Consider the following 21,497-nt stretch of genomic DNA (forward strand, 5'->3'; position numbering starts at 1 on the left):
GGTTCTCCTCTCCTGCTGAATTGAATCGTTTCAGCTAACTTGAGAAAAAAGGCGCCATCTGACGGGGAACGGATTGCCGAATGACGCTGAAACGTTTCAAGAATTTTGTACCTTTCTTGCTCAACGCGCAAGGTACGTCAGCGACTTGATCGCAGAACTTAGAGGTACTGCACACTTTTGCTGAAGCTTTAGCTATCGACCGCCTCGAACGTCAGCTTTTTGCTGAACCCTATATTTTGAAACGCCTTTTTAATTATTCGTGCCATACTACTGTTTATTTTTAGCCAGCAGGCGTAAACTCCGCGCCGTCTCCTGAAACTACAGAAAACCAAACCCATGGAAAACCGTAGCGCCGCTCTCCCCCGACGCGGGTTCGATGTCACCTCTTCCGCCTTCTTAATCGTCGCCTTTCTGACGGGCATTGCCGGGGCGCTGCAAACCCCGACCCTGAGCCTGTTTCTGACCAACGAAGTGCACGTCCGCCCGGCGATGGTCGGTTTCTTTTTTACCGGCAGCGCGGTTATTGGCATTCTGGTCAGTCAGTTCCTCGCCGGCCGCTCCGACCGTCAGGGCGATCGCAAGCAGCTGATTGTCGTCTGCTGTCTGCTGGGGGTGCTGGCCTGCGTCCTCTTTGCCTGGAACCGCAACTATTTCATTTTGCTGTTCATCGGCGTTTTTCTCAGCAGCTTTGGATCGACCGCCAACCCGCAGATGTTTGCCCTCGCGCGGGAGCATGCCGACAGGACCGGCCGCGAAGCGGTGATGTTCAGCTCCATTTTACGTGCCCAGGTCTCCCTGGCATGGGTGATTGGTCCCCCGCTGGCCTACGCCCTGGCGATGGGGTTTGGTTTTACCGCGATGTATCTCAGCGCCGCGGCGGCGTTTATCGTCTGCGGGATCATGGTCTGGCTATTCTTGCCCAGCATGCGCAAAGCAAAGCCGGTAGCGACCGGCCGGCTGGAAGCTCCGCGCACGCATCGCCGCGATGCGCTGCTGCTGTTCAGCATCTGCACCCTGATGTGGGGTACTAACAGCCTGTACATCATTAACATGCCGCTGTTTATCATTAACGAGCTGCATCTGCCGGAGAAGCTGGCGGGGCTGATGATGGGCACCGCCGCCGGACTGGAAATTCCGACCATGCTGATTGCCGGTTACTACGCCCGGCGTTTCGGCAAACGCTTTCTGATGCGTCTTTCTGCAGTGGCCGGGGTGCTGTTTTACGTCGGCATGCTGACGGTGCATACGCCAGCGCTGCTGCTGGCGATGCAGGTGCTGAACGCCATCTATATCGGGATCCTCGCCGGGATCGGCATGCTCTATTTCCAGGACCTGATGCCGGGGCAGGCGGGAGCGGCCACCACCCTCTATACCAATACTACCCGCGTCGGCTGGATCATCGCCGGTTCACTGGCGGGGGTAGTAGCGGAGATCTGGAGCTATCACGCGGTGTTCTGGATTGCGCTGGCGATGGGCGTTGTCACTCAGGCCTGCCTGTGGCGGATAAGAGACGTGTAAGCACATTGGTTTCCATCCCTCTCATCTGCTGCGTTGAGCTCAGGGCGCGGTGGCCAGCTCAAGCTCCAGCAGCCAGGTGATCGCTTCATCGCGGTGGGTGAGGCACATCTCCGGCGAGGGCTGCAGGCTGGCGCACACCTTCGGGCGCAGAGGGGAGCCGAAAATAAGGCATAAATTGCGCTCGGAAAGCTGGATACAACGGGTGTTAGCTGGCTTGCCCTGCGGCATGCCGGGGATCGGCGATGATATAGAGGGGGCGATGCAACATGCGCCACAATCAGTACGACATTCCACAACCCGACTCCCAAACGCTCATTTTGCGCCACAGCCTAAACGTTTTGCCAGAAGATAGCAAAACTCGCGAAATCCGCTTGCCTGAACGCCCGGGCGCGAGTAGTTTTACGCGATATTTTTGACTCGTTAAGTGACAGGATTACTGCAATGCCAAGAGCGAATGAAATTAAAAAAGGTATGGTGCTGAATTACAACGGCAAGCTGCTGATTGTGAAAAATATTGATATTCAGTCACCCAGCGCCCGCGGTGCTGCGACACTGTATAAAATGCGTTTCTCCGATGTGCGCACCGGCCTGAAAGTAGAAGAGCGCTTCAAAGGCGACGATATCGTCGATACCGTCACCCTGACCCGCCGTTTCGTCGACTTCTCCTACGTCGATGGCAACGAATACGTGTTCATGGATAAAGAAGACTATACCCCTTACACCTTTACCAAAGAGCAGATTGAAGAAGAGCTGCAGTTTATTCCGGAAGGTGGGATGCCAGACATGCAGGTGCTGACCTGGGACGGCCAGCTGCTGGCGCTGGAGCTGCCGCAGACCGTTGACCTGGAAATTATCGAAACCGCGCCGGGTATTAAAGGCGCGTCCGCCAGCTCCCGCACCAAGCCAGCCACCATGAGCACCGGCCTGGTGATTCAGGTGCCGGAATACCTGACCACCGGTGAGAAAATCCGCATTCATATCGAAGAGTGCCGCTATATGGGCCGCGCGGATTAATCATCGGTAACGCCCCGACAGTAAAAAAGGACAGCGCTGGCTGTCCTTTTTATTATCCCCATTGCCGCGATTACAGCAGTTCAGGGTATTTGGTCATTTTCAGCGCCAGCTCGACGCCGCGCACTTCCGCCATCCCCTTGAGACGGCCAATCGCCGAATAGCCTGGGTTGGTTTTCTTGCGCAGATCGTCGAGCATCTGATGACCATGATCCGGCCGAAATGGGATCGGGCGCAGATCGCCGGCCTGTTTACGCCGCTGCTCTTCACGCAGGATAGCATCCACCACCGCCACCATATTGACGTCGCCGCTAAGGTGCGCCGCCTCGTGGAAGGTTTTTGGGTTTGCTTCACGGCAGGTAGAGCGCAGATGGGTAAAATGGATGCGATCGCCAAAGGTCTCCACCATCTTCACCAGATCGTTATCGGCGCGAACGCCATACGATCCGGTACACATGGTGAAGCCATTATTAATGCTGTCCACCGTCTCCTTCAGCCACTGCATATCTTCGATGGTCGACACGATACGCGGCAGGCCAAGGATCGGCCGCGGCGGATCGTCCGGATGCACAGCCAGGCGGATCCCTACCTCTTCGCATACCGGCACGATGGCGCGCAGGAAATAGGCCATATTTTCACGCAGCTGCGCTTTATCAATGTGGTCGTACTCCGCCAGACGCGCGCGGAACTGGTCAAGGGTGTAGCCCTCTTCCGCTCCCGGCAGGCCGGCGATGATATTGCGAGTCAGTTTATCGATATCTGCTTCGCTCATCGCCTTGAAATAGACCTCAGCCTGACGCTGCTCTTCTTCACTGTAATCCGCTTCCGCTCCCGGGCGTTTAAGGATATGCAGCTCAAAGGCGGCGAAAGCGATCTGATCGAAACGCAGCGCCCGGGAGCCGTCCGGCAGCTCATATTCCAGATCGGTGCGCGTCCAGTCGAGGATCGGCATAAAGTTGTAGCACACGGTATCGATGCCGCAGGCCGCGAGGTTGCGGATGCTCTGCTGATAGTTGGCAATCCAGGTCGCATACTGCCCGCTGTGGGTTTTAATATCCTCGTGGACGGGAATGCTTTCGACGACCGACCAGGTCAACCCTTTTGCCGCTAACAGCGCCTGACGCGCTTTAATCTCGTCGACCGGCCATACCTGACCGTTTGCAATATGGTGCAGCGCAGTGACGACGCCGGTCGCCCCCGCCTGCCGTACATCATCAAGCGATACCGGATCGTTCGGCCCATACCACCGCCAGGTTTGCTCCATCGCTATGCCCTCACAAAAGTTGTTATACCAATAATGGCGACACTCATGACGACTACCATACATGTTTCTCACCTGGCTGCAAACAGTGCTGGCCTATTGATTGATCCAGCTCACAGTCAGCGGATAATTTCGGCTTACCAATTTAACTTCCTGTCATATAACTTTAGACTGGCATTGTTAATAAGCAGTTAAACAGGTGTGGGAAGAATGACAACAATTGCAACCGCTACGCTACCGAAGAACGTGCAATACCCTCAATACGATCGCAGCCAGCTCCGCTCGCGTATTGTCCATTTCGGCTTTGGCGCGTTTCACCGCGCGCACCAGGCGCTGCTCACCGATCGCGTGCTGAATAACGTCGGCGGCGACTGGGGGATCTGTGAAATCAGTCTGTTCAGCGGCGACACGCTGATGAGCCAACTTCGCGAACAGGACCATCTGTTTACCGTGCTGGAAAAAGGCGCCGACGGCAACCAGCCCATTGTGATCGGCGCGGTGCACGAATGTCTGAACGCCAGGCTCGATTCGCTGGCGGCGATTATCGAAAAATTTTGCGAGCCGCAGGTAGCGATTGTCTCGCTGACCATTACGGAAAAAGGCTACTGCATCGATCCGGCGACCGGGAAACTGGATCCGACGCATCCGCGCATTATTCACGATCTGGAGAATCCGACGCTGCCGCAGTCGGCTCCGGGTATTTTAGTTGAAGCGCTGGCCCGCCGCCGGGAACGAGGCCTTCCGCCCTTTACCGTGCTCTCCTGCGATAATATCCCCGACAACGGTCACGTGGTAAAAAATGCCGTCCTCGGCATGGCGGAAAAACGCAGCCCGGCGCTGGCGGACTGGATCGCCGACAACGTCAGCTTCCCGGGCACCATGGTGGATCGCATTGTTCCCGCGGCCACACCGGAGTCGCTGGCGGAAATCGCCGCCGTGCTGGGGGTCGACGATCCCTGCGCCATCAGTTGCGAACCCTTCATTCAGTGGGTGGTCGAAGATCACTTTGTCGCCGGGCGACCCGCCTGGGAGACGGCGGGCGTGCAGATGACCGATGACGTGTTGCCCTGGGAGCAAATGAAGCTGCGGATGCTCAACGGCAGCCACTCTTTCCTCGCCTGGCTTGGCTATCTGGCAGGGCATGCGCACATTAGCGACTGCATGCGGGATGACGTCTTCCGCCGCGCCGCCCGCCAGCTGATGCTTGACGAACAGGCTCCGACGCTGACCATTACCGGCGTTGATCTGCTGGCCTATGCCGACAGTCTCATCGCCCGCTTCAGCAATCCGGCGCTCAAACACCGCACCTGGCAAATCGCCATGGACGGTAGCCAGAAGCTGCCCCAGCGCATGCTCGATGGCATCCGCGTACATCTGGCGCGCGACAGCCGTTGGCCGCTGCTGGCTCTCGGCGTGGCCGGCTGGATGCGCTACGTCAGCGGCACGGACGACGCCGGTCAGACGATCGACGTGCGCGATCCGCTGGTCGACAAGATCCGGCAGCGGGTGGCCCAGAGCGATGAGCAGCAGCGCGTCGACGCCCTGCTGGGGCTGGAGGAAATATTTGGCCGCGACCTGCCGCACAACGCCCAGTTTGTCGCCGGGATCCGCGCCGCCTGGCAACAGCTGGCGACGCACGGCGCCCGCGAGGCCGTCGCCCGCGCGCTGAATTCTTAACAATATTTGCGCTTATGCGGACAGAATTCTCTTCTGTCCGCCTCAGGACTTCTCTTTTCCCCCTTTTTTCGTCAGGATAGGCGTAACTGTTACAACATTACATTTATCCTGGAGAAAAGAGTGACCAGAACCAATTTGATCACCGGCTTTCTCGGCAGCGGTAAGACGACCTCGATTCTTCATCTGCTGGCGCAGAAGCCTGCGGATGAAAAATGGGCCGTACTGGTTAACGAGTTTGGCGAAGTCGGGATAGACGGCGCGCTGCTGGCCGACAGCGGCGCCCTGCTCAAAGAGATCCCCGGCGGCTGCATGTGCTGCGTCAATGGCCTGCCGATGCAGGTTGGGCTGAACACCCTGCTGCGCCAGGGCAAACCCGATCGCCTGCTGATCGAACCCACCGGTTTGGGCCACCCAAAGCAGATCCTCGATATCCTCACCGCGGCGGTGTATGAGCCCTGGATCGATCTGCGCGCCACGCTGTGCATCCTCGATCCCCGCCAGCTGCTGGATGAAAGAGCCGTCAGCAACGACAACTTCCGCGATCAGCTGGCCGCGGCGGACATCATTGTGGCGAATAAAAGTGATCGGGAAACCCCCGAAAGCGCCCGGGCGCTGGCCGACTGGTGGCAGCGCTGGGGCGGCGAGCGTCGCAAGGTGTCGGCAATCCAGGGCAATATCGATCTGACCCTGCTCGATGAGCCACGACGGAACACCGCCCCGCTGCCGGCGAGCGCGGAGCACGCCCACCGCCATTCCCCCACTTCCGGCCTCGCCGCGCTCAGCCTGGCGGAACACCAGCGCTGGCGCCGACATCTCAACAATGGCCAGGGCTATCAGGGCTGCGGCTGGATCTTCGACGCGGAGACGGTTTTTGACACCATCGGCCTGCTCGAATGGGCCAGGCTGGCGCCAGTGGGGCGCGTTAAAGGCGTGATGCGCATTGCCGAGGGGGCGGTGCGAATCAACCGTCAGGGGGAGGATCTCCATATCGAGACCCTCAGCGTCGCTCCGCCCGATAGCCGGATCGAGCTTATTTCCGCGAATGAAGCCGACTGGAACGCACTCCAGACCTCGTTGTTGAGGCTTCGTTTAAGTTAAGGCGGCTAAGGTTGCCGCCGACTGTCACAAAATCGCAATGGCTATGATGAAAAACCGAATTCCTTTAATCCTGCTGCTTAACATCGCGGGTGTAGCGCTATTTTGCTCCTGGTATCTGCCAGCCAACCATGGCGCGTGGTTGCCGGTCGACTCCGCGATCTTCCATTTCTTTAACCATGGCGTCAGCGTCAGCCATGCTTATGCCTGGCTGCTGGCGATCATCAACAATCGCGCCTTCGACGCCTGTTCGCTGCTGGCGATGGGCTGCCTGATGCTGAGCTATTGGCTAAAGGCGCCGACTGCAGGCCGTCGTCAGATCGCCATCATGGGCCTGGTGATGCTGCTGGCGGCGGTGATCATCAACCAGCTCGCACAACACCTGATGCCGGTACAGCGCGCCAGCCCGTCGCTGTTTTTTAGCGATATTACCCGCGTCAGCGACGTCGTTAACTTCCCCACTAAGGATGCGTCGAAGGACAGCTTCCCTGGCGATCATGGGATGATGCTGCTGATCTTCGCGAGCTTTATGTGGCGCTATTTTGGCCGTCGCGCGCTGGGCGTCGCGCTGATTATCTTTGTGGTCTTTGCTTTCCCGCGGGTAATGATTGGCGCCCACTGGTTTAGCGATATTGCCGTCGGCTCCCTGACCGCCGTGCTGATCGGCGCGCCCTGGGTATTGATGACCCCGCTGAGCGATAAATTGATCGCCTTTTTCGATCGCTACTTACCCAGCAGAATATCGGCCAAATAATGTCTCCGGCAGCCGCAAGAGTCATTAACTATAAGGGGACCTTTTGGGTCCCTTTTTACATTTTCCCTTTTTTTCAACATGACGTTCATCTTCTTGTCACATTAATCCCGTGACAAATGAAGGAATTGTCTGTTTTTTGCCCGATATTGCCGTAATTTTGGCCTTTCCCGATGATTCACTTTTTGTCACCAAAATACTTATAAGAAATCGCGCAAAACCGCTCGCCATGCGGCGTTTGATAGGGTAATCTCGTTCTCGTTTTGCCTTTTCCGCAGCATTAATTCAGGGCATGAATAAAATTGTGCGTGACTGCACAAATTTAAGCTTAAGGAATTGTCTCATTGCGGATGGGTATTTAGGCTCTAACACGTTTGGCATTTTTTATAACGACATTGTCGTTAAGGACAACAAGGGAAAATAAACAGCATGGTCAAATCTCAGCCGATTTTGAGATATATCTTGCGGGTAGCCCCCGCGATTGCAGTAGCGGTTCTGCTTTCCGCGTGTAGTTCAACAAGTACCGCCAGGAATATGCATTCTGAGACGCATGCTGTGGGTAGTGGCGATTTATCATCACTGCAAGCCTCTCAGGATGAATTTGAAACGATGGTCCGTAACCTGGACGTAAAGTCCCGTTTAATGGATCAGTATGCCAGCTGGAAAGGCGTGCGTTACCGCCTCGGCGGCAGCACCCGCAAGGGTATCGACTGCTCAGCGTTTGTGCAGCGCACCTTCCGCGAACAATTTGGTCTGGAACTGCCGCGTTCAACCTCTGAACAGCAGGAAACCGGAAAATCGATTTCCCGTGCCCAACTGCGTACAGGCGATCTGGTTCTGTTTCGCGCCGGCTCTACCGGCCGCCATGTCGGGATCTACCTCGGCAACAACCAGTTTGTTCACGCCTCCACCAGCAGCGGGGTGACTATCTCCAGCATGGATGAGCCATACTGGAAAAAGCGCTACAATGAAGCGCGTCGAGTCCTGAGCCGCTCGTAAACTGTCCTCCACCGCCGCCGGTTATCCCTTGGCTGGCTGCGGGATAAAAAACACTGCCCCAGGCAGTGTTTTTTTTTGCCACCTGGTTCTCAACGTCGCAAAATAAGCTATGTCTTTTAAGTGGGAATGAGAAAAACGACGACCGACACTCCGTTGATGCGCTTCAATAATACGGAAAGAATCTGGCTATGCTTACTCGCTACTTTTCGCCCCAGCGTAAAACCTGGTTAACCAGCCTGAGCGTGGGGATCATCGTCGCGCTGTTGGCCGGGAGCATTCAGTTTATGGTGATCTACCATAACCGGGCCGAGCGTTTCGACGCCATTATCAACAATGTTAATACCTATCTGAAAAGCTATTTTCACGACCTGCGCCAGACCATTGACGGCCTGCAGCCGCTGGTGGACCAGCCCTGCGAGAATATTGACTCCGGGCTTACCTCCCACGCCGCGTTCAGCCCCAACGTCCGCGCTTTCCTGCTGGTCAAAAACGGCATCGCCTTTTGCTCATCGGCTACGGGAGCCATGAATACGCCCCTCAGCCAGCTGATCCCGGCCATCGATATCAGCAAACCCGTTGCTATGGCGATTTTACCAGGCACGCCGATGATGCCGAAGAGCGCGGCGCTGGCGCTGTGGGTAGGTAAACCCGGCGATCAAAACAGCGGCATTTTTGTGTCGATTAACGCTAATCTCACGCCGTATATCCTCTATTCCGCGCGGCAAAACGATTTCAGCGGCATTGCGCTGGCCATCGATCACACCGCTATCTCCACCTTCAGTAATCGGCTGGTGGATCCGCAAACGCTGCATAACGCGCCGATCCGCCAGGCACAGATCGAGGGCTTACCGCTGAAGGTCTACCTGTATGCCAACAGCTGGCTGGCGGAAAATACGCAGTTTGCTCTGCTGCTCGGGGTCGTCTGCGGCCTGCTGGCGGGGCTGCTCTGCTATTACGTGCTGACGATCAAATCGGATCCGCGAAAATCCATTCTGCTGGGGATCAAAAATAACCAGTTCTACATCGTTTATCAGCCGGTGGTTAATGCTCAGACTCTACGTATCAGCGGCGTGGAGGTCCTAATGCGCTGGCGCCATCCGGTGGTTGGTGAAATTCCGCCCGACGTTTTTATTAACCTGGCCGAAACCCAGCAGATGATCGTGCCGCTAACCCATCACCTGCTCGCGCTGATCGCCAGCGACGCTGCGGTGTTGAAGCGTATTCTGCCGCGCGGCGTGAAGCTGGGGCTGAATATTTCCCCTGCCCATCTGCAGGCCGACAGCTTCCGCGACGATATGCTGCGCTTCGCCGCCGCGCTGCCAGCCGACCACTTTCACGTGGTGCTGGAGGTAACCGAGCGGGCGATGATTGATAAAGAAAAATCGATGGCTAACTTCGCCTGGCTCCACCGCCAGGGATTCGAAATCGCGATTGATGATTTCGGCACCGGGCATAGCGCGCTGATCTATCTCGAACGCTATAACTTCGATTATCTGAAGATCGATCGCGGTTTTGTGCAGGCGATTGGTACTGAAACAGTAACCTCGCCGGTGCTGGATGCGGTACTGACCCTCAGCCGCCGGCTGAAATTAATGACCGTCGCCGAAGGGGTGGAGACCCAGGAACAGGCGGAGTGGCTTCGCGGCCAGGGCGTTCATTTCCTGCAGGGGTACTGGATCAGCCGACCGCTGTCGCTGGCCGGGCTGGTGGCTGCGCACGATGAACCCGCGAACTATTTCACAACGCGCTAAGTCTCACTTATGATGCGGGAACGGATGTCGGCCATGGGGGCCGGCCATGACAGGGTATTCTGCCGCCTATGTATGCGCGCCTCTTTCTGATTCTGCTGGCTCTGTTTAGCCTGGACGCTAAGGCGCAAACCATTCAGGAAAGCGTAGCCTTCGCGATTATCGGCGAACCGAAATACGCCGCCGGTTTCAGTCATTTTGATTACGTCAATCCCAGGGCGCCGAAAGGCGGCACCCTCACCCTGGCGGCGATCGGCACCTTTGATAACTTCAACCGTTATGCGCTGCGCGGCAACCCCGCGGTACGCACGGAGGCGCTCTACGATACCCTGTTCACCACCTCGGATGATGAGCCCGGCAGCTACTACCCGCTGATTGCCGAGCGGGCGCGCTATGCCGAGGACTATTCCTGGATGGAGATCGCGCTCAACCCGCGCGCCCGCTTCCATGACGGCACGCCGATCACCGCCCGCGATGTGGCGTTTACCTTCAACAAGTTTATGACCGAAGGGGTGCCGCAGTTTCGCCTGTTTTATAAAGGCACCACCGTGAAGGCCATCGCGCCGTTGACCGTGCGTATTGACCTCGGCCAGCCCGGCAAAGAGAACATGCTGAGTCTGCTGAGCCTGCCGGTGATGCCCGAGGCGTTCTGGCGCCAGCACAAACTCAGCGACCCGCTGTCGAAGCCGCCGCTGGCCAGCGGGCCATACCGCATCAGCGCCTGGCGAATGGGGCAATATATTACCTATTCCCGCGTCGCCGACTACTGGGCGGCCGACCTGCCGGTCAACCGCGGTCGCTGGAATTTCGATACGCTGCGCTATGACTATTATCTCGACGACAATGTCGCTTTCGAAGCCTTTAAAGCGGGAGCCGTCGATCGCCGGGAAGAGACCGTCGCCAAAAACTGGGCTACCCGCTACGTCGGTCGCAACTTCAGCCGCGGCTACATCATTAAAGATGAGCATACCAATACCTCGGCGCAGGATACCCAGTGGCTGGCGTTCAATATTCAGCGCCCGATTTTTGCCGATCGCCGGGTGCGGCAGGCCATTACCCTGGCGTTCGATTTCGAATGGATGAACAAGGCGCTGTTTTACAGCGCCTATCAGCGCGCCAACAGCTATTTCCAGAACACCGAATATGCCGCCCGCAGCCTGCCTGACGCAGCCGAGCTGGCCCTGCTGACGCCGATGAAAAACGAACTGCCCCCGGAGCTCTTCAGCCAGGTTTACCAGCCGCCGGTCTCCCGCGGCGATGGCTTCGACCGCGCAAACTTACTCAAAGCCGACGCCCTGCTCAATGCGGCGGGCTGGACGGTGAAGAACCAGCGCCGGGTCAACGCCGCCACCGGCAAGCCGCTGCGCTTTGAGCTACTGCTGCCGGCCGGGGGCAATGACCGCTGGGTGCTGCCGTTTCAGCACAACCTACAGCGTCTGGGGATCGTCATGGATATTCGTCAGGTTGATAATTCGCAGTACAGCAACCGCCGCCGCAGCCGGGATTACGACATGATGCCAAGCCTGTGGCGCGCCATGCCCTGGCCGGGGACCGACCTGCAAATCTCCTGGGCGTCCGACTATATTCACTCCAGCTACAACGCGCCCGGGGTGCAAAGCCCGGTAGTGGATAAGCTGATTGCGCAGATCCTGCAGTGGCAGGGCAATAAGCAGAAACTGATCCCTCTCGGTCGGGCACTGGATCGTGTGCTGACCTGGAATAACTACATGTTGCCGATGTGGTATATGGCGCAGGACCGCACCGCGTGGTGGAATAAGTTCTCTTTCCCCGCGACCCGCCCCATCTATTCGTCCGGCCTCGATACCTGGTGGTACGACGTGAACAAAGCGGCCACCCTCCCTGCGGACAGACGCTAAGGACATCCCATGGGCAGCTACCTGATCCGCCGTTTGCTGTTAGTCATCCCCACCCTGTGGGCCATCATCACCATTAACTTTTTTATTGTCCAGATCGCGCCTGGCGGCCCGGTCGATCAGGCCATCGCCGCCATCGAGTTTAATCAGCGCGGCGGGATGCCGGGGGCTGGCGACGGCGGCATGGGCGCCAGCCATGCCCGCACCGGCGCAGGCAATATCAGCGAGGGTCACTATCGCGGCGGGCGCGGCCTCGACCCGGAAGTCATCGCCGAGATCACCCACCGCTACGGCTTCGATAAACCGCTGCACGAACGCTATCTGAAGATGCTGAGCGATTATCTGCGCTTTGATTTCGGCGACAGCCTGTTTCGCAGCGCGTCCGTGCTGCAGCTGATTAAAGACAGCCTGCCGGTCTCGGTGAGCCTCGGGCTGTGGAGCACGCTGATTATCTATCTGGTCTCCATTCCGCTGGGCATCCGCAAAGCGGTCAGCAACGGCAGCCGCTTTGATATCTGGAGCAGTACGCTGATTATCATTGGCTATGCGATCCCTGCCTTTCTGTTCGCCATCCTGCTGATCGTGATTTTTGCCGGCGGCAGCTATTTCGACCTCTTCCCGCTGCGCGGTCTGGTCTCGCCAAATTTCGACACCCTCCCCTGGTATCAGAAGATCCTCGACTACCTGTGGCACATCACCCTGCCGGTGCTGGCGACGGTAATTGGCGGCTTTGCCGCGCTGACTATGCTGACCAAAAACAGCTTCCTCGACGAGATCCGCAAACAGTATGTGGTCACCGCCCGCGCCAAAGGCGTTGGTGAGAAACAGATCCTCTGGGGACACGTGTTCCGTAACGCCATGCTGCTGGTAATCGCCGGCTTCCCGGCCACCTTTATCAGTATGTTCTTTACCGGCTCGTTGCTGATCGAAGTGATGTTCTCGCTAAACGGCCTGGGTCTGCTGGGCTATGAAGCGACGGTCTCCCGCGACTATCCGGTGATGTTTGGCACGCTCTATATTTTCACTCTGATTGGCCTGCTGCTGAATATCGTCAGCGATATCAGCTATACGCTGGTCGACCCGCGCATTGATTTTGAGGGCCGCTAATGTCTTTCTTCAGTCCCGTTAATCAGGCCCGCTGGGCGCGCTTTCGCCACAACCGTCGCGGCTACTGGTCGCTGTGGCTGTTTTTAATTCTCTTCCTTTGCAGCCTGGGCGCCGAGCTGCTGGCCAACGACCGCCCGCTGCTGGTGCAGTACCGGGGCCAGCTGTACGTCCCGGTGTTAAAAAACTACACCGAGCAAACCTTCGGCGGCGCGTTCGCCACCGCCGCCGACTATCAGGATCCCTGGCTGCAGCAGCAGCTGGCGACTCACGGCTGGGCGCTATGGCCGCCAGTGCGCTTCGGCGCGACGACAATTAATTTTGCCAGCACGGTTCCCTTTCCATCGCCGCCCTCGGCCAGCAACTGGCTCGGCACCGACGCCAACGGCGGCGATGTGCTGGCGCGGATCCTCTATGGGACACGCATCTCGGTGCTCTTCGGTCTGCTGCTGACGCTGTTCTCCAGCGTGCTGGGGGTGCTGGCCGGGGCGATACAGGGTTACTACGGCGGTAAAATCGACCTGTGGGGACAGCGCTTTATCGAAGTCTGGTCCGGCATGCCAACGCTGTTCCTGATCATCCTGCTCTCCAGCGTCGTGCAGCCGGGCTTCTGGTGGCTGCTGGCAATCACCGTTCTCTTTGGCTGGATGACGCTGGTGGGCGTGGTGCGCGCGGAATTTCTCCGCACCCGCAACTACGACTATGTTCGGGCGGCGCAGGCGTTAGGGGTTAGCGACCGGCAGATCATCCTGCGGCATATGTTGCCCAACGCGATGGTGGCGACCCTCACCTTTCTGCCCTTTATCCTGTGCAGCTCCATTACCACCCTGACGTCGCTGGATTTTCTCGGCTTCGGCCTGCCGCTCGGCTCCCCCTCCCTCGGCGAGCTGCTGCTGCAGGGCAAAAACAACCTGCAGGCGCCCTGGCTGGGCATTGCCGCGTTTCTCTCCGTCGCCGTGCTGCTGACGCTACTGATTTTTATTGGTGAAGCGGTTCGCGACGCCTTTGATCCCAGTAAGGCGGTGTAATATGACCCACCCGCTGTTAGCTATCGACAATCTCTCTATTGCCTTTCGCCAGCAGGGTGAGACGCAGACCGTGGTGCATAATCTGTCGCTCGAGGTGGCGGTCGGCGAAACGCTGGCCCTGGTGGGCGAATCCGGCTCAGGTAAGAGCATCTCCGCCCTGTCGGTGCTGCGGCTGCTCCCTACCCCGCCGGCCAGCTACCCCAGCGGTGACATCCGTTTTCATGGCCAGTCGCTGCTGCATGCGGATGAGGCGACCCTGCGCGGCGTGCGCGGCAACCGGATCGCGATGATCTTTCAGGAGCCGATGGTATCGCTCAATCCCCTGCACACCCTGGAAAAACAGCTCTACGAGGTGCTGTCGTTACACCGGGGAATGCGCAAACAGGCGGCGCGCGGGGAGATCCTCGACTGCCTGGAGCGCGTCGGGATCCGTCAGGCGCCGCGGCGGCTGGCGGACTATCCGCATCAGCTCTCCGGTGGCGAGCGCCAGCGGGTGATGATCGCCATGGCGCTGCTAACTCGCCCGGAGCTGCTGATCGCCGACGAGCCGACTACCGCCCTGGACGTATCGGTGCAGGCGCAAATTCTGCAACTGCTGCGCGAGCTGAAGCAGGAGCTGAACATGGGGCTGCTGTTTATCACTCATAACCTGAGCATCGTCCGCCAGCTGGCTGACCGGGTGGCGGTTATGCAGAACGGCCGCTGCGTGGAACACAATGACTGTCGGGCGCTGTTCAGCGCGCCAGCGCATCCCTACACCCAACGCCTGCTGGATAGCGAGCCGGACGGGGAGCCGGTGCCGCTGGCCGCCGATGCCCCGGTGCTGCTGCAGGCGGACGATTTAAAGGTGGCGTTTCCCGTTCGCAAAGGGATCCTGCGTCGGGTGGTCGATCATCATCGGGTGGTCAACAGCCTCAGCTTTCAGCTGCGCGCCGGCGAGACGCTGGGCCTGGTGGGGGAGTCGGGTTCCGGTAAAAGCACCACCGGCCTGGCCCTGCTGCGCCTGATCCCGTCCGGGGGCAAGATAACCTTCGCCGGCCAGCCGATTCAGGGGCGTAACCGCCGACAGCTGCTACCGCTGCGCCGACAGATGCAGGTGGTTTTTCAGGATCCGAACTCGTCGCTCAATCCGCGCCTCACGGCGCAGCAGATCATTGAGGAAGGCTTGCGCGTCCACCAGCCGACGCTGACGGCGGCCGAACGCGAACAGGCGGTGATCCTTGCCATGCAGGAGGTCGGCCTCGACCCGGCCAGCCGCCAGCGCTATCCGGCGGCGTTCTCCGGTGGCCAGCGACAGCGTATCGCCATCGCCAGAGCGTTGATCGTCAAACCGCAGCTGATCGTCCTCGATGAACCGACCTCATCGCTGGACAAAACCGTTCAGGCGCAGATTCTGAACCTGCTGAAAGCCTTACAGCGAAAGCATCAGCTGGCCTATATTTTTATCAGCCATGATTTAGGCGTGGTGCGGGCGCTGTGTCACCAGGTGATGGTGCTGCGTCAGGGAGAGGTGGTCGAACAGGGCGAGTGCAAGTCCGTCTTCAGCGCACCCCGGCATGAGTATACCCGCCAGCTGCTGGCGCTAAGCTGACGGTCAGAAAGGGTTATTGCCGGAGAAGGGCTCGGCGATGGCCACGCCAAAGTTTTTCAGACGACAGGTGGCGGCAAACTCATCCTGCAGGTTAACGAACAGGCAGGGTTCACCTTCGCACTCCAGCACGGAACAGTCGACTTCGATGTCGCTTAACGCCTGGCTGAGCTTATGCATCACCGGCCAGGCTTTCTCACCGTCCGGGCTCAGCAATTTAAGGGCAACGAGACTGTTCTCGTTCTGCGCGCCGTTTTGCGGAATCGGTTCAACTCTGGAACCCGCAAAACCGGCCAGCCAGCGATAGCTCTGCGGCAGACGGTGTACGATAGAGAGTTGTTGTGTATTCACTTGGTTTCCCCGGAAGCAAAAGGCTTCACAATAAATTTACATCAATATTAACACACTGTTGACAAATAGTCCTGCCTTGAGGCAGAAAACGTTTACAGCGGCGGCGGACCAGGGTTAAGCGCTTATAATCCAGCGCTTTATTTTTTATACCCGGCGAGCCGATTGGCGCTATATGTACCCGTTTCTGTGATCCAAAACAACTTTTTTATCGCAACAATGCGACTTTTTACACTAATTGATTTTACATAAAGGAAACAAATCGCAGAACCCTGAAGCCCATTGCGGTTGACATGCATCAAGAAAGGGGCGATTTCGCCCCTGAAAATGTGACCTAGCGTGCGATTTTTCGCCGCCGGGATGCGTAAAGCGAGAAGAAAATAGAGCAGGTTGCGCAGAAGGCAATAGAGATCAGCATCGGCCAGGCGGTGGTAAACGTCGCCATTGACAGCAGCGCGCCGATAATTGCCCCGATACCGAAACGGAAAGTCCCCGCCAGCGACGAAGCAGTGCCCGCCATATGCGGAAACTCATCGAGGATCACCGCCATGGCGTTAGACGACACCATGGATACGCAGCCGACAAAGGCCGCTACGCCGATCACCAGTGACCAAAAGCCGACATCCAGCAGCGCGCAGACCACCATCCACACCGCCATGGCAAACTGGATCCACAGCCCGGCGCGGAACATACGCAACGCCCCTACCCGCCGCACAAACCGGCTGTTGAACATGGTCATCAGAAACAGAAAAACGATGTTCAGCGCAAAATAGTAGCCAAAGTGCTGAGGCGCGACGTGGTTTATATTGATGTAGACAAAGGGACCGGCGCTAAGGAAAGAGAACATGCCCGCGAAGCTAAAGCCGCTCGCCAGCATATAGCTCAGTACCCGCTTGTGGCGGAACAGCGTGGCAAAGTTACCCAGCGTGGTGCGCAGATGGAACGGCTGACGCCTTTCAGCCGGCAGCGTTTCGCGGACAAACAGGCCGATCATCAGCGAGGCCAGCAGGGCCACCAGGGCGAGGATCCAAAAGATGGCATGCCAGCTGAACCAGACCAACACCGCCCCGCCGACCATCGGCGCCACCAGCGGCGCAATGGTCGTGACCAGCATGACAAACGACATCATGCGCGAAAACTCATCTTTCGGATAGATGTCGCGCATCAGGGCGTTAATCACCACGCTGGCCGCCGCGGCTGCCAGACCGTGGAAGAAACGCATGACAATCAGCATATCGACGGTTTGCGACAGGGCGCAGGCTACCGCCGCCGCCGCGAAGACCAGCGTCCCGCCGAGGATCACCGGCTTGCGGCCAAGGCTGTCCGCCATCGGGCCGTACAGCAGCTGACCCAGCGCAAAGCCGAGGATATAGGTGCTGAGCGTCATCTGCGCGCTGCCGTCCGGGACGTTATACTGGGCGGCGATCACCGGCAGGGCCGGAAGATACATATCAATAGACAGCGGCATCAGCATGGCCAGCAGGCCAAGGATAAACACAATCCCCAGTGAAGAATTTTGCTTCAGCGTCACGTTTTACTCCGTGGCTGCGGGGCGCCCACGCTGGCGATTTCCGCTTCCGTCAGCGGACGATATTCACCCGGCGCCAGCGATTCATCCAGCAGGATGTCGCCGATGCGTTCCCGATGCAGGCCAACCACGTGGTTGCCCACGGCGGCGAACATGCGTTTCACCTGATGGTAGCGGCCTTCGCTGATGGTGAGGCGCACTTCGGTCGGAGTGATAACTTCCAGCAACGCCGATTTGGTGAGATCTTTTTCGTTATGCAGCTGAACGCCTTTGGCGAACAGCTCCGCGGTCCCTTCCGCCAGCGGGCTTTCCAGCGCCACCAGATAGGTTTTTTCACAGTGGTGGCGCGGCGAGGTAATGCGATGCGACCACTGGCCGTCATCGGTCATCAGCACCAGCCCGGTGGTGTCGATATCCAGCCGTCCGGCGGCGTGCAGCTTATGCGCCACCGGCTCGTCGAGGAAATAAAGGATAGTCGGATGATCGGGATCGTCGGTGGAACAGACGTACCCTTGCGGCTTGTTGAGCATAAAGTAACGCGGGCCATTCTGCTGGGTCAGCGTATTTCCGTCATACTCCACCTCGTGCTCCGGCTGGAGCTTAAAAGAGGCATCTTTCACAATGTCGCCGTCCACGGTAACGCGGCTGCCGCGAATTTCACGCCCGGCAATAGCCCGGCTGACGCCCAGCTGCTGAGCGATAAACTTATCAAGTCGCATGAGATTTTTTTAGCCTGTCATAGTGCTGGAGCGGGCAAATCGCCCGAAAAAGAAGAATTTCACCGGCTAGTATAACGGGCTCTTAACACCACTCAAGGGAAAAGATTCATGGCATACTATTCGCCAGTTAATTAGCCCCGTGAATTCATGACTTTTACATTACGTCCTTACCAACAAGAAGCCGTCGATGCCACCCTCGCCTGGTTCCGTCGCCATACCGAGCCGGCGGCGATTGTCCTGCCCACCGGCGCGGGCAAAAGTCTGGTGATCGCCGAGCTTGCCAGGCTGGCGCGCGGCCGCGTGCTGGTGCTGGCCCATGTCAAAGAGCTGGTGGCGCAGAACCATGCCAAATACTGCGCCCTTGGCCTCGAGGCGGATATCTTCGCCGCCGGTCTGCAGCGAAAAGAGAGCCACGGCAAAGTGGTGTTCGGCAGCGTGCAGTCGGTGGCGCGCAATCTCGACCAGTTTCGCAGCGAATTTTCGCTACTCATCGTCGATGAATGCCACCGCATCAGCGATGATGACGACAGCCAGTATCAGCAGATCATCGGTCACCTGCGGCAGGTCAATCCGCAGATCCGGCTGCTCGGCCTGACGGCCACGCCGTTCCGCCTTGGCAAGGGCTGGATCTATCAGTTCCATTATCATGGGATGGTGCGCGGCGATGAAAAGGCCCTGTTCCGCGACTGCATCTATGAGCTACCGCTGCGCTATATGATTAAACACGGCTATCTGACGCCGCCGGAGCGCCTCGATATGCCGGTGGTGCAGTACGATTTCAGCCGCCTGCAGGCGCAAAGCAACGGCCTGTTCAGCGAAGCCGATCTTAACCATGAGCTGAAAAAACAACAGCGTATCACGCCGCATATTGTCAGCCAGATCGTGGAGTTCGCCGAAAACCGCAAAGGGGTGATGATCTTTGCCGCCACCGTGGAACACGCCCGGGAAGTGACCGGCCTGCTGCCGGTAGGCCAGGCGGCGCTGATCACCGGCGAAACGCCTGGGCCGGAGCGGGATCGCATCATCGAGGCCTTTAAAGCGCAGGCGTATCGCTATCTGGTGAACGTCGCGGTGCTGACCACCGGCTTCGACGCCCCGCACGTCGACCTGATCGCCATCCTCCGCCCCACCGAGTCGGTGAGTCTTTACCAACAGATCGTTGGCCGCGGTCTGCGCCTGGCGCCGGGGAAAACCGACTGTCTGATCCTCGACTACGCCGGCAATCCGCATGACCTGTATGCCCCGGAAGTAGGGACGCCGAAGGGCAAAAGCGACAACGTGCCGGTGCAGGTCTTCTGCCCAGCCTGCGGCTTCGCCAATACCTTCTGGGGCAAAACCACCGCCGACGGCACCTTGATTGAACACTTTGGCCGCCGCTGCCAGGGGTGGTTCGAAGATGACGACGGCCACCGCGAACAGTGCGACTTCCGCTTTCGCTTTAAAAACTGCCCGCAGTGTAATGCGGAAAACGACATCGCCGCCCGCCGTTGCCGGGAGTGCGACACTATACTGGTTGACCCGGACGATATGCTGAAGGCGGCGCTGAAACTGAAGGACGCGCTGGTGCTGCGCTGCAGCGGCATGGCCCTGCAGCACGGCGGCGACGAGAAGGGCCCGTGGCTGAAAATCACCTACTACGATGAAGACGGGGCGGATGTCAGTGAGCGCTTCCGTCTGCAGACCCCCGCCCAGCGCACCGCCTTCGAACAACTGTTTATTCGCCCGCATACCCGCACCCCCGGGGTGCCGCTGCGCTGGATAACGCCGGCGGATATCGTGACCCAGCAGGCGCTGCTGCGCCATCCGGACTTTGTCGTCGCCCGCATGAAGGGGCAGTACTGGCAGGTGCGGGAAAAAGTGTTCGATTATCAGGGGCGTTTTCGTCGCGCCAACGAGCTGCGTTAATTACCGGAAAGCTGAGGTTTTGATTGCCCGGGTGTCGTTTGGCGGCTATAATGCCGCCCGCTTTTGCATTCGCAAAGCAGATAATCCGCCTGTTGCTGGGTCGCCTGTAGCAGGCTTTATATATAGAGAGACATCAATGTTTACTATCAACGCAGAAGTACGTAAAGAGCAGGGTAAGGGTGCGAGCCGCCGCCTGCGCGCAGCTAACAAGTTCCCGGCAATCATCTACGGTGGCGCAGCTGCTCCGGTTGCTATCGAACTGGACCACGACAAAGTATGGAACATGCAGGACAAAGCTGAGTTTTACAGCGAAGTTCTGACCGTCGTTGTTGATGGCAAAGAAGAAAAAGTCAAAGTTCAGGCTGTTCAGCGCCACGCGTTCAAGCCGAAACTGACTCACATCGACTTCGTTCGCGCGTAATCGCCGATAGCAAGTTGTATGGCAAGCGCCCCGGGGTCTCAGGCTCCGGGGCGTTTTGTTATCTGCGCTGCCAAAGCTCCGGCGCCTCGTGCACGATGTCGCTAAGCATCCGATGCTTATTCATTCCGGGCAGCCAGAGCATCACCATAGTGACGTTCAGCCCCTGACTGCCGACCTCCGTCGCGATTTCACTGACTCCCTGCCACTCGCCTGGCCGCAAATGGTCCGGTAAAAACCCCCAGCCCCTCCCCTGCTCCAGCGTATGGCCGGAAATCTGCAGCCGGCGGGCGATTTGATCGTCACTGCGCCGGTGCATCACTAACTGCGGCGTCAACGAAAGATTCAATAGCGTCAGCGGCCGCGGAGCGTCGTGGAACAGGCTGTCCGCCGCGTAGAAACGCAGATCCACGGTGCCGAGCGCCCGCCACTCCATTTCGCTCCCCAGCGTGCGGTTGTTAGCCTGACATATCGCCATCTCCGCCACGCCATCGCTCAGCGCCTGCTCGGCTTCGCGACGCGAGGCGCTCCAGCAGCTCAGGCGGATCTGCCGTCGGGCCAGGTTATCGGCCAGCGCACAGAGAAATTCACGCGGCACGAAGGGATCGTACACCAGACGCAGCGCCTGCCCGGCGGTTTGCGGCAGCGTTTGCGCAAAAGACTCGAAAGCCTGCGCCTGACGCAACAGCAGATGCGCCTGGCGAAACAGCTGCTCACCCTCGGCAGTTAGCGTCAGGCTACGTCCTTCACGGCTGAACAGCCGGTAGCCCAGAGCATCTTCCAGATAGTCCAGCAGATCGCGCAGCGTGGTCCGGTCTTTAGCTAAACGAATGGCCGCCTGCGACAGGCTGCCGGTCTCAGCAATCGTCGCGAAGGCTTCAATCTGTGCGAATGAGTACTGTAGGGTTTTCATCCTTTTCTCCCT

At 58.5% G+C, this 21,497-nt stretch carries 19 protein-coding genes; 13 read left to right on the top strand and 6 right to left on the bottom strand.

The genetic code is table 11. From position 1 onward, the window contains the following. The first annotated feature begins 336 nt into the window (after positions 1-336). Entirely contained in the window at positions 337-1,518 is a 1,182-nt protein-coding gene (setB, locus tag KHQ26_RS18280; RefSeq protein ID WP_004151122.1) for a sugar efflux transporter SetB, read from the top strand. Positions 1,519-1,557: 39 nt separating this feature from the next. On the opposite strand, the gene KHQ26_RS18285 is transcribed toward setB, so the two are convergent. Next, positions 1,558-1,812: a YkgJ family cysteine cluster protein gene (locus KHQ26_RS18285; protein WP_004175066.1), complete on the bottom strand. Its 255-nt coding sequence runs from the start codon at positions 1,810-1,812 to the stop codon at positions 1,558-1,560. Positions 1,813-1,959: 147 nt separating this feature from the next. Here KHQ26_RS18285 and yeiP point away from each other — a divergent pair, with 147 nt between their 5' ends. After that, complete coding sequence (yeiP, locus tag KHQ26_RS18290) at positions 1,960-2,532, top strand: elongation factor P-like protein YeiP (protein ID WP_002912951.1); 573 nt, start codon at positions 1,960-1,962, stop codon at positions 2,530-2,532. Positions 2,533-2,602: 70 nt separating this feature from the next. On the opposite strand, the gene uxuA is transcribed toward yeiP, so the two are convergent. Then, entirely contained in the window at positions 2,603-3,793 is a 1,191-nt protein-coding gene (uxuA, locus tag KHQ26_RS18295) for a mannonate dehydratase (RefSeq protein ID WP_002912952.1), read from the bottom strand. A gap of 207 nt (positions 3,794-4,000) precedes the next feature. On the opposite strand from uxuA, the gene KHQ26_RS18300 reads away from it, so the two are divergent. The 9 genes from KHQ26_RS18300 to yejF all read left to right on the top strand — a co-directional run bounded on the left by KHQ26_RS18300 (position 4,001) and on the right by yejF (position 15,657). Continuing rightward, positions 4,001-5,467 carry a mannitol dehydrogenase family protein gene (locus tag KHQ26_RS18300; RefSeq protein WP_004200498.1) on the top strand — a complete coding sequence of 489 codons (1,467 nt, stop codon included), beginning with the start codon at positions 4,001-4,003 and terminating at the stop codon, positions 5,465-5,467. A gap of 120 nt (positions 5,468-5,587) precedes the next feature. Next, positions 5,588-6,565 (top strand): CobW family GTP-binding protein, encoded by a 978-nt coding sequence (locus tag KHQ26_RS18305; protein ID WP_004144255.1) that lies wholly within the window; start codon positions 5,588-5,590, stop codon positions 6,563-6,565. A 37-nt stretch (positions 6,566-6,602) separates the two neighbouring features. Continuing rightward, positions 6,603-7,316 (top strand): phosphatase PAP2 family protein, encoded by a 714-nt coding sequence (locus tag KHQ26_RS18310; RefSeq protein WP_002912965.1) that lies wholly within the window; start codon positions 6,603-6,605, stop codon positions 7,314-7,316. Between the two features lie 426 nt (positions 7,317-7,742). Further along, a complete protein-coding gene (gene mepS, locus KHQ26_RS18315; protein ID WP_002912967.1) occupies positions 7,743-8,312 on the top strand; it encodes a bifunctional murein DD-endopeptidase/murein LD-carboxypeptidase in 570 nt (189 codons plus the stop codon). 188 nt (positions 8,313-8,500) lie between these two features. Next, on the top strand, positions 8,501-10,063 hold the full coding sequence (locus tag KHQ26_RS18320) for a cyclic di-GMP phosphodiesterase (protein WP_002912968.1): 1,563 nt from the start codon (positions 8,501-8,503) through the stop codon (positions 10,061-10,063). 68 nt (positions 10,064-10,131) lie between these two features. After that, on the top strand, positions 10,132-11,937 hold the full coding sequence (locus KHQ26_RS18325; protein ID WP_020804249.1) for an extracellular solute-binding protein: 1,806 nt from the start codon (positions 10,132-10,134) through the stop codon (positions 11,935-11,937). A 9-nt stretch (positions 11,938-11,946) separates the two neighbouring features. Then, the gene (locus KHQ26_RS18330) at positions 11,947-13,041 is read left to right on the top strand and encodes a microcin C ABC transporter permease YejB (protein ID WP_004149130.1); all 1,095 of its coding nucleotides are present in this window, start codon (positions 11,947-11,949) and stop codon (positions 13,039-13,041) included. Next, positions 13,041-14,066 carry a microcin C ABC transporter permease gene (locus KHQ26_RS18335; RefSeq protein WP_002912972.1) on the top strand — a complete coding sequence of 342 codons (1,026 nt, stop codon included), beginning with the start codon at positions 13,041-13,043 and terminating at the stop codon, positions 14,064-14,066. The genes KHQ26_RS18330 and KHQ26_RS18335 overlap by 1 nt, the downstream gene beginning before the upstream one ends. 1 nt (position 14,067) lies before the next feature. Further along, positions 14,068-15,657, top strand: a complete 1,590-nt coding sequence (yejF, locus tag KHQ26_RS18340) for a microcin C ABC transporter ATP-binding protein YejF (RefSeq protein ID WP_004151118.1) — start codon at positions 14,068-14,070, stop codon at positions 15,655-15,657. A gap of 3 nt (positions 15,658-15,660) precedes the next feature. Here yejF and KHQ26_RS18345 read toward each other — a convergent pair whose 3' ends face one another. From KHQ26_RS18345 to rsuA, 3 genes are all read right to left on the bottom strand, one after another. Further along, complete coding sequence (locus KHQ26_RS18345) at positions 15,661-16,005, bottom strand: YejG family protein (protein ID WP_002912974.1); 345 nt, start codon at positions 16,003-16,005, stop codon at positions 15,661-15,663. Between the two features lie 331 nt (positions 16,006-16,336). Next, positions 16,337-17,533, bottom strand: coding sequence for a Bcr/CflA family multidrug efflux MFS transporter (locus KHQ26_RS18350; protein WP_009486448.1), 1,197 nt, complete (start codon positions 17,531-17,533; stop codon positions 16,337-16,339). Further along, positions 17,530-18,249: a 16S rRNA pseudouridine(516) synthase RsuA gene (gene rsuA, locus KHQ26_RS18355; RefSeq protein ID WP_020804251.1), complete on the bottom strand. Its 720-nt coding sequence runs from the start codon at positions 18,247-18,249 to the stop codon at positions 17,530-17,532. The genes KHQ26_RS18350 and rsuA overlap by 4 nt, the downstream gene beginning before the upstream one ends. 147 nt (positions 18,250-18,396) lie before the next feature. Here rsuA and KHQ26_RS18360 point away from each other — a divergent pair, with 147 nt between their 5' ends. Both KHQ26_RS18360 and rplY read left to right on the top strand, forming a co-directional pair. Next, positions 18,397-20,154, top strand: a complete 1,758-nt coding sequence (locus KHQ26_RS18360) for a DEAD/DEAH box helicase (protein WP_004144263.1) — start codon at positions 18,397-18,399, stop codon at positions 20,152-20,154. Between the two features lie 136 nt (positions 20,155-20,290). Beyond that, positions 20,291-20,575 carry a 50S ribosomal protein L25 gene (rplY, locus tag KHQ26_RS18365; protein ID WP_004189006.1) on the top strand — a complete coding sequence of 95 codons (285 nt, stop codon included), beginning with the start codon at positions 20,291-20,293 and terminating at the stop codon, positions 20,573-20,575. Positions 20,576-20,633: 58 nt separating this feature from the next. Here rplY and KHQ26_RS18370 read toward each other — a convergent pair whose 3' ends face one another. Then, positions 20,634-21,485 carry a LysR family transcriptional regulator gene (locus tag KHQ26_RS18370; RefSeq protein ID WP_020804245.1) on the bottom strand — a complete coding sequence of 284 codons (852 nt, stop codon included), beginning with the start codon at positions 21,483-21,485 and terminating at the stop codon, positions 20,634-20,636. Positions 21,486-21,497: the final 12 nt, after the last annotated feature.

The organism is Klebsiella sp. 10 (assembly GCF_018223925.1).
Taxonomy (GTDB): Bacteria; Pseudomonadota; Gammaproteobacteria; order Enterobacterales; family Enterobacteriaceae; genus Klebsiella; species Klebsiella pneumoniae.